Consider the following 11913-nt stretch of genomic DNA (forward strand, 5'->3'; position numbering starts at 1 on the left):
AGCTCACATCCGGAAGAGGCCGAAGGAGGTGTCCCGAACCGGCGCATTGGCACAAATGTCCAAGGCGAGGCCGAGCACCGTGCGGGTATCAGCGGGGTCAATAATGCCGTCGTCCCAGAGCCTAGCCGTCGAGTAATAGGGACTTCCCTGTACCTCGTACTGCTCTCGGATCGGCGCCTTGAACGCTTCCTCGTCGTCGGCGCTCCACTGATCGCCGCGGCCCTCGAGCTGGTCGCGTTTGATAGTGCCCAGCACTGACGAGGCCTGGTTGCCGCCCATTACAGAAATCCGGCTGGACGGCCACATCCACAGGAATCGCGGCGAGTAGGCTCGCCCGCACATCGAGTAGTTGCCCGCACCGAAGGAACCGCCCACCACGACCGTCAGCTTGGGGACCCGGCACGTTGCCACGGCGGTGACCATCTTGGCACCGTTCTTGGCAATCCCGCCGGCCTCGTAATCGCGGCCCACCATAAAGCCCGAAAGGTTCTGCAGGAAGATCAGGGGGATGCCCCGCTGATCGCATAGCTCGATAAAGTGGGCGCCTTTGAGCGCCGATTCGCTGAACAGCACACCGTTGTTGGCGACAATGCCCACCTGGTGGCCGTGCAGGGTTGCGAAGCCGGTGACCAAAGTGGCTCCATACTCCTTCTTGAATTCGTGGAACTGGCTGCCGTCGACAATCCGGCCGATGACCTCACGGGCATCATAGGGTGCATTAACGTCGGTTGGGACCGCCCCGTAGACCTCCTGCCCTTCGAGCGCCGGCGCGGTGCTCGGGGCAATCTCCCAGGCCGGTGCGTTACGCGGCAGAGTCGAGACAATGTCACGCACAATCTCCAGGGCGTGAGTGTCATTCTCCGCCAGATGGTCAGTGACCCCCGAGATTTTCGAATGGACGTCGCCTCCGCCCAGCTCCTCAGCTGTGACAATCTCGCCGATTGCCGCCTTCACCAGGGGTGGGCCGCCGAGGAAGATGGTGCCCTGGTTGCGGACGATGACCGTCTCGTCACTCATGGCCGGAACATAGGCACCACCAGCGGTGCAGGAGCCCATGACTGCTGCAATCTGCGGGATCTTACGCGCGGACATGGTGGCCTGGTTGAAAAAGATTCGGCCGAAGTGTTCCTTGTCCGGGAACACCTCATCCTGGCGTGGCAGGAACGCTCCACCTGAGTCCACCAGGTAGACGCAGGGCAGGTTGTTCTCTAACGCAATTTCCTGGGCGCGCAGGTGCTTCTTCACGGTAAGGGGGTAGTAGGTACCGCCCTTGACGGTCGCGTCGTTGGAGATGACCAGGACGTGGCGGCCATGGATCAGCCCGACACCAGCAATAACGCCAGCCCCTGGGCACTCGTCATCGTAGAGTCCGTTGGCCGCCAGCGGCGCGATTTCCAGGAACGGGCTGCCGTCATCGAGCAGCTGATCGATGCGTTCCCGCGGGAGCAGCTTGCCCCGGGCTAAATGCCGTTCGCGCGAGCGGGCTGGCCCGCCGAGGGCGGCTTCAGCGAGCCGCTCACGCAGTTCGCTGACCAATTGGCGCTGCGCAGTCTCATTCTGGCGAAAGCCGGGACTGGTGGGATCGAGCTGGGACGTCAGCGTCTGCATTGGGTCTTTCCCTGACCGGTTGCTCGTCGACGAGCAAGCCCTCTGGTGGAAGTGTTTTCAGTTAGTATGTACTAACTGAGTTTAGGTTAGTAGCTAATAACCGACTTGTCCACCAAAATAGGATGACCGGTCCTCGGGACCGCACAGGATGGGGGCAGCAATGGAACCTTCTGCGTCGAGCCGGATTACCGGTCGCAGCGTGGCGAAGGCCTCCCGTCGCGCTGCCCTCTTGGACGCGGCTGCCCAACTCTTCGCCGACCGGGGCTACAACGGTGTCTCCATCGAGGACCTCGGCGCTGCGGCAGGCGTCAGCGGCCCCGCTGTGTACCGTCATTTCAGCGGCAAACCGGCCGTCCTCGCCGCGTTGTTGGCAGGGGTCAGCGACGATCTGCTCCGTGGCAGTAACGCGGTTGTCGCGAACGCACCGGATCCGGCGTCGGCGCTGCGATCTCTCATCGAGTTTCAGGTGGACTTCGCGCTGCGCAACGCCAATGTGATCAGGGTGCAGGACCGGGATCTGGGCAGCCTGACCGCCGAGGACGCGCACACGGTACGGTTCCTGCAACGCCAATATGTGGAAGTGTGGGTGAAGGTCATGGCGGGGCTCCAGCCCGACGACGACCCAGCCCAGCTTCGGCGAAAGGCGCACGCAGCCTTCGGACTGATCAACTCCACTCCGCACACGGCTCCCCGCCGGAAAGGCGGCAGCGACATCGCCGACCTACGGTCGCTGTTGGAGAAAATGGCATGGTCGGCGCTTAATGCCTAGCCAATTGCCTAGTAGCCTGTTTTTACCCGCCACCTAACTGAAAGTTCGATGTGACTTCACTACGCGCCGTTGAACCCTCCGACCTGGACGAGTTTTTCACCCACCAGCTCGATCCCAGCGCCAACCACATGGCTGCGTTCACCGCCAAGAACCCTGCAGACCGCGGTGTGTTCAACCATCATTGGCAGAACATCCTCAACGATCCCCAAATTACCGTGCGCACCATCATGAATGAGGGCGTAGTGGTGGGCAGCATCCTCGCTTACCGCAATGACGAGACGCCGGAGATCAGCTACTGGATCGATAGGGCCCGCTGGGGCCAGGGAATTACGACGGCGGCTGTTGGGCTCTTTCTCGAAGAGTTCACCGACCGGCCGATCAGGGCTCGCGCCGTGGCCGATAACGTCAACTCCATCAAGATCCTTGAGCGCTGGGGGTTCGAGCACATCGGTGAAGTCCAGGGATTCGCCAATGCCCGCGGCGCCGTCGTCAAGGAACTGGTGCTGGAGCTTCGCTAGGAGCCAGCACCAATTGACCTGGGCACGCCGCGGCGCGCCCAGGTCAGCTCAGATCATCGTGAGGACCATGCCTGGATCGGACAGGATAGTGCCGATATCAGCGAGGAACCGCGAACCCTGCTCCCCGTCCACCAGCCGGTGGTCAAAGGAGAGGCTGAGCGTCATCACCGAGCGCAGTGCAATCTCACCGTGGTGCTCCCACGGGGTCCGGCGCACCGCGCCCATCGCCAGGATGGCCGCTTCCCCAGGGTTGAGGATGGGCGTCCCGGCGTCAATCCCAAATACCCCTACATTGGTGATGGAAATGGTCCCCCCGGAGAGGTCAGCAGGACTGGTCTTACCTGCACGGGCCGTCTCCGTAAGGCCGGTCAACGCCTGGGCGAGCTCCTTCAGGCCTAACTGGTCGGCGTCCTTGATATTTGGCACCATCAGCCCCCGCGGAGTGGCAGCTGCGATCCCAAGATTCACGTAGTGGTGTTGCACAATTTCGGCGCTGGCATCCTCCCACCGGGTATTGACAGTCGGATTACGGTCCACCGCAATACACAGGGCCTTGGCCACCACGGTGAGCGGGGTGATCCTCACATCGGCGAAGGCCCTGCTGGCCTTGAGCCGTGCGACCAGCTCCATCGTCTCAGTGACGTCGATGGTCAGAAACTCGGTGACGTGCGGTGCTGTGAAGGCGCTAGCCACCATTGCCGCAGCGGTGTGCTTGCGCATTCCCTTGATTGGAGTCCGGGTTTCGCGTTGCGTTGCTGGCTGCCCGGCAGGCAACTGTGCTGCAGCGCCTACCGATGGGGCGCCGTCCGATGGGGTGCCGTCCGACAAGTCGGCGGGGTGAGGCTCGTGAGCGGTGAGGACATCGTCACGGGTAATCAGCCCGTTGGGGCCGGTCCCATTGACCGAGGCCAACTCGATCCCCAGGTCACGGGCTAGCTTCCGCACCGGTGGAGTGGACCGGGGCCGGTCGGCTGTGCTGCTCTTTTCGGGCGCCAGCTCGGGCACCGGTTGCGACACCGGTACCGGCACCGGGTCAGTAGCGACAGCCGCCGAACCGCCTCGGCTACGCCGGGTCGGACGGCCGCTCTTCTCAACCGCCGCGCCGTACCCCACCAGGTTGGGTTCGCGCTTGGCGGGGACGCTGTCGTCGGGCGCCCCGGGGCCAGTTGCGGCACTTTCAGGACTTCCGGCGTCGGGCCCTCCGACACCGGTTCCCCCTGCCCCGTCGACAGCTGGCACGTCAAACGAGATGATTGGTGCCCCCACCTCAACTACTGTGCCCGGCTGCTCGTGCAGTCGAGCGACAACCCCTGCATAGGGCGATGGAAGCTCGACCACCGCTTTTGCTGTCTCCACATCGGCGATGATCTGGTTGAGTTCGACGATGTCGCCCTCGGCGACATGCCAGCTGACAATCTCCGATTCGGTCAAACCTTCGCCAAGATCCGGGAGCCTGAATTCCTTGATCACAGTTGCCACTACCTTTCGAGCCCGCTTAGCGAATTGGTTCGTCCCATGACGCGGTCAACGCCGTCGAGGATACGATCCAGATCGGGCAGGTGATGGAATTCGAGTTTGGAGTACGGGTAGGGGATGTCGAAGCCGGTGACCCGAACCGGTGCATGCTCCAGGTAGTTGAAGCAGCGTTCGGTGATGCTGGCGGCAATTTCAGCACCCAACCCACCCGATTGTGCTGCCTCATGGGTGATAACCAGGCGTCCGGTTTTGCGCACCGAGGCTTCGATGGTGGCGAAATCGATGGGGGCCAGCGACCGCAGGTCAATGACCTCGACGGAGATACCGTCGTCGGACGCTGCAATTGCCGCATCACGGGCGGTAGGAACCAGCGGCCCGTAGGTCACCAACGTCACTTCGTTTCCTTCGGTGACTACATGGGCGTCTTCCATTGACGATGCTGAGAGCTCGATCGACTCGTCCACCTCACCCTTGACGTGGTAACGCCGCTTCGGTTCGAAATACAGCACCGGGTCATCGCTGGCGATGGCCTGCTGGATCATGGTGTAGGCGTCTTGCGGGTTGGAGACGCTGACCACCCGCAGCCCGGAGGTGTGGGTGAAATAGGCTTCGGGCGACTCCGAGTGGTGCTCCGGCGAGCCGATGCCGCCGCCGAAAGGCACCCGGATAGTGATTGGCATCTTCACCGCACCCTGGGTGCGGTAATGCAGCTTGGCAACCTGGCAGACGATCTGGTCGAAGGCCGGATAGATAAACCCGTCGAACTGGATCTCGACCACCGGGCGGTAACCGCGGTAGGCCATGCCAACAGCGGTGCCCATGATGGCCGATTCCGCCAGCGGGGTGTCGAGGACACGGTGTTCACCGAAATCCTTCTGCAGTCCCTCGGTGATGCGGAAAACGCCACCCAGCTTGCCGATGTCCTCACCCATGAGGATCACTTTCGGGTCATTCTCCATGGCCCGACGCATGCCGGCATTGATGGCCCGGCCAAATGTCATGGTGGACATTAGTGGCTTCCTTCCGTGGCAGACCCGCTGGCATCCTGCGACTGGGAGTCGAAGGATGCGAGGTACCGGCCGTAGTTCTCCTGCTGACGGTCCAGCCAGGAATTGGGACTGCTGTAGACGTGCTTGAAGACGTCCATCGGCTCCGGCTCGCGCATCTCTATGCAGCCGGCACGGAGCTTGGCAGCGACGTCATTCGCCGTGGCCGCCACGGATTCAGTGAATTCGGTGGTGAGCAGGCCAAGCGAGTCGAGCAACACCGACAGCCTGGAGATGGGGTCCTTTGCGGCCCAGTCCTCAAGCTCGTTGGCGTCACGGTACTTGGTGGGGTCATCAGCGGTGGTGTGCGGGCCCATCCGGTAGGTCACAGCTTCGATGAAGCTTGGCCCCCCGCCGGTCCGTGCACGGTCGAGCGCCGCACGAGTCACTGCCAGGCAGGCCAGCACATCATTACCGTCCACGCGTACCGAGGGGATCCCGAAGCCTGGCGCCCGGTTGGCGATGGGAACGTGGGCCTGCAGACCCACTGGCTCGGAGATGGCCCAGTGGTTGTTCTGGCAGAAAAAGATGACCGGCGCCTGGTAGCTCGCAGCGAAAACCAATGCCTCGTTGACATCGCCCTGACTGGTTGCACCATCCCCGAAATAGGTCACGGCAACCGAGTCTGCGCCATCATTCTGGATACCCATCGCATAGCCGGTGGCGTGCAGGGTCTGTGCGCCGATGATGACCTGCGGGGTGGCCATGTTGATAGCGAAGGGATCCCAGCCCGACGAGGCGTTGCCACGCCAGACCCGCAGAATGTCGGTGAAGTCCACCCCCCGGCAGTAGGCAACAGCGTTCTCCCGATAACTGGAAAAGACAAAGTCATCTTCGCGCAGTGCGCGGCCCGAGCCGATCTGAGCCGCCTCCTGACCCAGCAGGGGCGGCCAGAGGGCAAGTTCACCCTGCCGCTGCAGCGCGGTTGCCTCGGCGTCGATCCTGCGGACCACCACCATATCCTCGTACAGTGCCTGCAGCGCCGGGCCGTCGACGTCGGCGACCCACCGGTCATAATCTCCGCTTGTACGCCGGACCCCTGAGGGTGTGAGCAGCTGGATCAGGGTGTCTTCTCCGGCGGAAGCGGTGACATTCAGGGGCACAATTACACAACCTTCATCGATTGGCTCCGACCCGCTAGCGGATCCTCACGATCCGGTCAGGCGGCCCGGACCTTGACCCTTGGGCGTCTTTACCCAAAGATACTGTGACCCTACTCACAGGCCTCAGGGAGCACAACCGATGGTCATTTGATTGGGCATATTGCGCAATATTTGCCGTTGGCTCCGTGCTAGCATTGCGCAATATGCACCCCTTGGATTCCACTGACACCCGCCTGCTGATCGCGCTGGCAAAAGACCCCAGGCGCACCGTGGTGGCACTCGCCCAAAAACTCGGACTCTCGCGAAATACAGTTCAGGCCCGAATGGCGCAGCTGGAGAAAAAGTCGGTCTTCCTGTCCTTCGAGCGGCGGATCAATCCCGTGGCTCTTGGCTATCCGCTGATGGCATTCATCCACGTCCATGTGCAGCAGCAGAAACTCGCTACCATCACCGGGCAGCTCGCCGACATTCCCGAAGTCCTCGAGGCGTTTGGGCTCACCGGCCAGGCCGACATTCTGGTTCGGGTGGTCTGCGCCGACGCTGAGGACCTCTTCAGGATCAACGGGAAAATCCTTGGCTGCGACGGGGTGGAACGATGCGACACCTCCCTCGCGATGGGCGAGCTTGTCCCGTTCCGGGTTGAGCCCCTGCTGGAACGCGGCCCCCGCGCTGCTGGATAGGAGCCACACCGCACTGCAACAGGCCGGCCCGAAAACGATCGGGCCGGCCTGTTGCAGTGGTGTCGGGTATCGAATCCGGCGGCTTAGTGCTCAGTAGCCTTTTCCGCACCGACCCCGGTCAGGGACCGGACTTCCATTTCCGCCTGCTTCTGCGGATCCTCGGTGGTCTTGGCGAGGACGCTACCCAGCCAGCCGAGGAAGAACGCGAGCGGGATGGAGACGATACCCGGGTTGTTCAGCGGGAACAGCGCGAAATCGGCGCCCTGGATCATTGAGGTTTCCTTGCCCGAGACAACAGGCGAGAAGGCGATGAGCAGCAATGCTGAACCGAGCCCGCCGTACATACTCCAGATTGCACCCTGGGTGTTGAAGCGCTTCCAGAAGAGCGAGTAGAGGATGGTTGGCAGGTTGGCGCTGGCCGCAACAGCGAAGGCCAGAGCCACCAGGAAGGCAATGTTCTGCCCCTGAGCCCCGATGCCACCGATGATGGAGAGGATGCCGATCACGACGACTGTGCGCCGGGCAACCTTCACTTCGCCGTCGGGGTCAAGGTTGCCCTTACGGATGACGTTCGCGTAGATATCGTGAGCGAACGACGCGGCTGCGGTGATGGTCAGACCTGCGACCACGGCAAGGATCGTGGCGAACGCAACGGCTGAAATGATACCCAGCAGGATTGGCCCACCCAGCTCAAAGGCCAGCAGAGGCGCTGCCGCGTTGACTCCACCCGGAGCGGCGGTGATGCGATCGGCACCGATCAGGGCACCCGCACCGTAGCCGAGCACCAGCGTGAACAGGTAGAACGCACCGATCAACCAGATGGCCCAGACCACTGAGCGGCGGGCTTCCTTGGCGGTCGGGACAGTGTAGAAGCGCATCAAGACGTGTGGCAGGGCTGCCGTGCCGAGCACCAGTGCAAGGGCGAGCGATACGAAGTCCAACTGCGAGGTGCTGCTGATCCCGTATTGCAGACCCGGGTTGATGATCTCGGGGTTCCCCGCTGTTTCCATTGCGGCACCGAGCAGGGTGGACAGGTTGAAGCCGTGGATTGCGAGGACCCAGATGGTCATCACGAACGCTCCGGCGATCAGCATGACTGCCTTGATGATCTGCACCCAGGTGGTGCCCTTCATCCCGCCGATCAGTACATAAAGGATCATCAACCCGCCGACGACCGTGATGACCAGCGATTGGCCGAGGCGGTCGTTGATGCCGAGCAGGAGGGAGACCAGACCGCCAGCGCCAGCCATCTGCGCGAGCAAGTAGAAAAAGCAGACAGCCAGGGTGGTGATGGCGGCGGCGATGCGGACCGGACGCTGGCGCAACCGGAAGGAAAGGACATCGGCCATGGTGAACTTGCCGGTGTTTCGGAGCAGTTCAGCCACGAGCAGCAGTGCTACCAGCCACGCGACGAGGAAACCGATTGAGTATAGAAATCCGTCGTAGCCGTTGATGGCAATGGCACCGACAATGCCGAGGAACGAAGCCGCCGAGAGGTAGTCACCGGCAATAGCAGTGCCGTTCTGTGGTCCGCTGAAGGACCGGCCTGCCGCGTAGTAGTCTGCTGCAGTCTTGGTGTTGCGGCTTGCCCTGAGAACGATCACCAGCGTGACAGCGACGAACAACCCGAAAATGGTCATGTTCAGCCACGGTTCACCGACCTGGGTGCTTTCGACCGTCTGCATCGGCAGGGATAGCGGCATCATTTTTTCGCTCCTGGCTGTTCGGTGAAGATTTCTGGAGCGGTGACCTCAAGCTCGTGGCGGATGTCCGCAGCGATCGGGTCAAGCTTCCGGTTGGCGTAGGTCACGTACCCCATTGTGATGGCGAAGGTGGTGACGAACTGCGCCAGCCCCAAGATGAGCCCGAGGTTGATGTTTCCCCAGACCGGTGTGGACATGAAATCTGTTGCGTAGGACGCCAGGAGAACGTACAGAAAATACCAGAGCAGAAAAAAGACTGCCATGGGGAAAACGAAGCTCCGGTGCCGCTTGCGTAGTTCCTTGAATTGGGGGTTCTGCTGGTAAGCGATGAAGTCGACGGGCGCTGCTGTGCCAGCTTCCGGCGGCGATGACTCGGTAGCCATAATTCCTCCTCGTTGAGAACGTCTTCCTCGCCGTGCCAACTCCGAAGGGTCTAAGAGCAGCGACAGGCGAGTGAAGGTGTGACTCCCATCACCTTGCGGCTTGCGACTGCAGTTCTGAAGTACCGCAGCGCAGTGGATCGCCCAGTGGACGCTGCGCTGCGGTAAGTGGACCCCTCCTGCGGCGAACGGGACTCCCCGCCGCCGCTGCAGGTTGTCACCGACAGTTACTGTAGAGCCATGTTCAGCACCGCCGTCGACACCGCCCTGGTGGGTGCCATTGTCGTCATCACGCTTGCTGTGGTTGCCGCCCTGGGATTCACGCTCTCGCGTTCTTCCCGCGATCTCGGGTCCGACGCCGACCGCGCCACCTATGCCACCCTGCACACCGCCGCACTCGCCTCGGAGCACCTCCGTGCCGGGCTCACTCCGGCCGGCGCGTCGAAGGCCAGCAAGCACCTGCGAAGCCTGCTGAGATGCGACACCCTCCTGATCACTGACCAGAGCGCTGTCCTCGCCTGGGATGGAGGACGTGAGACGCCCGAACAGGTGATGGACCTGGTGCAGCAGGTGCTGGCCAGCGGACGGACGCAGATCTTCAGGGAGGCGCAGCTGGGACCGGCGGCGCTGCCCGGTGGCGGGCAGGTGGTGATCTCCCCCATCCGTGTCGACAAGCGGGTGGTCGGCACAGTGGGCGCCTTCGCGCCGCACGTCAACGCCGGGCTGGTGCGCGCAGCCAATGAGGTGGCTGGCTGGGTGTCCACCCAGGTGGAGCTGGCCGAACTGGATTCCTCCCGGACCCTCCTGATGGAAGCTGAGGTGCGTGCCCTGCGGGCGCAGATCAGCCCACACTTTATCTACAATTCCCTCAACGCCATCGCTTCCTTCATCAATACAGACCCGGCCCGGGCCCGTGAACTGGTGGTGGAGTTCGCCGATTTCACCAGGTACTCCTTCCGTCGGCACGGCGACTTCACCACCGTGGCCGAAGAGCTCCAGTCAATTGATCGTTACCTGCTGCTGGAGCGGGCACGTTTCGGGGAACGGCTGAAGGTCAGCCTGGAAATTGGCCCCGAGGTCCTGAGCACTGTGATCCCGTTCCTGAGCCTTCAGCCCCTGGTTGAGAACGCTGTGCGCCACGGCCTGGAGTCCACCGACGGGGTAGGGCACATCACGATAACCGCCCATGACGCCGGAGCATTCGCTGAGGTAACCATCGAGGACGACGGAGTGGGGATCGATCCCGACCATCTGCGCCTGGTCCTGGCTGGCCACACTGAGGGAGTGCATGTGGGGCTGCGTAACGTCGACCAGCGGCTCCGCCAGGTGTACGGCGAGGATCATGGCCTCATGATCGACACTGCGGTCGGCGCTGGCACCATGATCACTCTGCGGATCCCGAAGTCCCAGCCGGATCACCAGGCCTAGCGCCCGGCGCACCGGAGGGGGCACACGGCAGCGCGCTGGTAAGCGTAATCTGGAGCACATGGTCAATGTTGTCATCGCCGACGATGAGCTTCCCGCAGTCGAGGAACTAGCGTTCCTGCTGGCCAAGGATTCCCGAATCGGAACCATCCACCGTGCGTCGAGTGGAGCCGAAGCTCTGCGCGCCCTGGAAACCCACGACGTCGACGCGTTGTTCCTCGACATTCACATGCCGGCTCTCTCGGGCCTGGATATCGCCAGAGTCATTTCCCGGTTCAGCCGGCCTCCGGCAGTCGTCTTTGTCACCGCCGACGAGGACCGTGCCCTCGAAGCATTCGACCTGCGGGCAGTCGACTACCTCCTCAAGCCCGTCCGGATGGAACGCCTGTCAGAGTCGGTGCGCCGGATCTGCGAACTGATGGAAGCTGGCCAGGACGGCACCACTGCTGACCCGGAGGTCGTCACAGTTGACCAGGGCGGCATCAGCCGAATAATCAGGCGTGATGAAATCCGCTACGTGCAGGCGCAGGGCGACTATGCCCGACTGCATACCGCCGAGTCGAGCTACCTGATCCGCATTCCACTCAACGATCTTGAACGCCAATGGGCCGACGCCGGCTTCCTGCGCACCCACCGCTCCTATCTGGTGGCGATGAATCAGGTGCAGCAGGTCAAGATCGGAGCAGGGAGGGCATCCCTCATGGTGGGCGACGCCGAGCTTCCGGTCAGCCGCAGACATCTGCCGGCGGTTCGGGACAAGCTTGAAGCAACCCGGCTCCGGCCGCGGCAACAGTGAGGGGTCAGCAGTGAATCCGGCCGACGGACCTCCCCGGCGGGTTCGGGTCACCGCACCACGAACTACCGCCCGGCCGGCTCCCGGGTCCTACCCAGTCATCCGGGAGCTGGCCGAGCAGTCGGAAGTGGGTGAGCTGTTCGTCAGATCCCTGATCCGGTCCCAACTCCGGCTTGCGGTGGTGGTCGCAGTGGGCTTCCTGCTGATCCTCATCGGTATTCCTGTACTCCTCGCGGTATTCCCCCAGATTGGGGAACTGTCAGTGTTCACCGTTCCAATGCCCTGGCTGCTGCTGGGTTTAGGCGTCTACCCGCTGGTAATCAGCTGCGCGGCGCTCTACGTGCGCGGCGCCTCCCGCAACGAGATGCGGTTCAGGGATCTGGTCGATGAGGACGGGTCGCCGTGAACGCCG

General features: G+C 62.7%; 12 protein-coding genes. 6 read left to right on the forward strand and 6 right to left on the reverse strand.

Features of this window, described 5'->3' with window-relative positions; all coding sequences use genetic code 11:
• Nucleotides 1–3: 3 nt before the first annotated feature.
• Complete coding sequence (locus Y703_RS0114595; protein ID WP_026553291.1) at nucleotides 4–1608, reverse strand: carboxyl transferase domain-containing protein; 1605 nt, start codon at nucleotides 1606–1608, stop codon at nucleotides 4–6.
• A gap of 160 nt (nucleotides 1609–1768) precedes the next feature.
• On the opposite strand from Y703_RS0114595, the gene Y703_RS0114600 reads away from it, so the two are divergent.
• Together Y703_RS0114600 and Y703_RS0114605 are read left to right on the forward strand one after the other, a co-directional pair.
• A complete protein-coding gene (locus Y703_RS0114600) occupies nucleotides 1769–2377 on the forward strand; it encodes a TetR/AcrR family transcriptional regulator (RefSeq protein ID WP_026553292.1) in 609 nt (202 codons plus the stop codon).
• Nucleotides 2378–2427: 50 nt separating this feature from the next.
• Complete coding sequence (locus Y703_RS0114605) at nucleotides 2428–2895, forward strand: GNAT family N-acetyltransferase (protein ID WP_026553293.1); 468 nt, start codon at nucleotides 2428–2430, stop codon at nucleotides 2893–2895.
• Nucleotides 2896–2943: 48 nt separating this feature from the next.
• Here the strand turns inward: Y703_RS0114605 and Y703_RS0114610 are convergent, their stop codons facing one another.
• Genes Y703_RS0114610 through pdhA form a run of 3 tightly spaced genes read right to left on the reverse strand, consistent with a single transcriptional unit; the run spans nucleotide 2944 to nucleotide 6520 of the window.
• Nucleotides 2944–4365, reverse strand: a complete 1422-nt coding sequence (locus Y703_RS0114610) for a dihydrolipoamide acetyltransferase family protein (RefSeq protein ID WP_026553294.1) — start codon at nucleotides 4363–4365, stop codon at nucleotides 2944–2946.
• A gap of 8 nt (nucleotides 4366–4373) precedes the next feature.
• Nucleotides 4374–5381, reverse strand: a complete 1008-nt coding sequence (locus tag Y703_RS0114615; protein ID WP_026553295.1) for an alpha-ketoacid dehydrogenase subunit beta — start codon at nucleotides 5379–5381, stop codon at nucleotides 4374–4376.
• Nucleotides 5381–6520 carry a pyruvate dehydrogenase (acetyl-transferring) E1 component subunit alpha gene (pdhA, locus tag Y703_RS0114620; RefSeq protein ID WP_026553296.1) on the reverse strand — a complete coding sequence of 380 codons (1140 nt, stop codon included), beginning with the start codon at nucleotides 6518–6520 and terminating at the stop codon, nucleotides 5381–5383. Before pdhA ends, Y703_RS0114615 begins: the two co-directional genes overlap by 1 nt.
• A 203-nt stretch (nucleotides 6521–6723) precedes the next feature.
• On the opposite strand from pdhA, the gene Y703_RS0114625 reads away from it, so the two are divergent.
• Nucleotides 6724–7200: an Lrp/AsnC family transcriptional regulator gene (locus Y703_RS0114625; RefSeq protein WP_026553297.1), complete on the forward strand. Its 477-nt coding sequence runs from the start codon at nucleotides 6724–6726 to the stop codon at nucleotides 7198–7200.
• Between the two features lie 83 nt (nucleotides 7201–7283).
• On the opposite strand, the gene Y703_RS0114630 is transcribed toward Y703_RS0114625, so the two are convergent.
• Together Y703_RS0114630 and Y703_RS0114635 are read right to left on the reverse strand one after the other, a co-directional pair.
• Nucleotides 7284–8906, reverse strand: a complete 1623-nt coding sequence (locus Y703_RS0114630) for a solute symporter family protein (RefSeq protein ID WP_026553298.1) — start codon at nucleotides 8904–8906, stop codon at nucleotides 7284–7286.
• Nucleotides 8903–9286, reverse strand: coding sequence for a DUF485 domain-containing protein (locus Y703_RS0114635; protein WP_026553299.1), 384 nt, complete (start codon nucleotides 9284–9286; stop codon nucleotides 8903–8905). Before Y703_RS0114635 ends, Y703_RS0114630 begins: the two co-directional genes overlap by 4 nt.
• Nucleotides 9287–9523: 237 nt before the next feature.
• Between Y703_RS0114635 and Y703_RS0114640 the strand changes: the two genes are divergently transcribed.
• From Y703_RS0114640 to Y703_RS0114650, 3 genes are read left to right on the forward strand one after another with little or no spacing between them, the layout of a single operon-like run.
• A complete protein-coding gene (locus Y703_RS0114640) occupies nucleotides 9524–10711 on the forward strand; it encodes a sensor histidine kinase (RefSeq protein ID WP_026553300.1) in 1188 nt (395 codons plus the stop codon).
• Nucleotides 10712–10769: 58 nt separating this feature from the next.
• Complete coding sequence (locus Y703_RS0114645; RefSeq protein ID WP_026553301.1) at nucleotides 10770–11504, forward strand: LytR/AlgR family response regulator transcription factor; 735 nt, start codon at nucleotides 10770–10772, stop codon at nucleotides 11502–11504.
• A gap of 10 nt (nucleotides 11505–11514) precedes the next feature.
• Nucleotides 11515–11907, forward strand: a complete 393-nt coding sequence (locus Y703_RS0114650) for a DUF485 domain-containing protein (protein ID WP_026553302.1) — start codon at nucleotides 11515–11517, stop codon at nucleotides 11905–11907.
• The last annotated feature ends 6 nt before the right edge of the window (nucleotides 11908–11913 follow it).

It is taken from the genome of Arthrobacter sp. H20 (assembly GCF_000520515.1).
Taxonomy (GTDB): Bacteria; Actinomycetota; Actinomycetes; order Actinomycetales; family Micrococcaceae; genus Arthrobacter_D.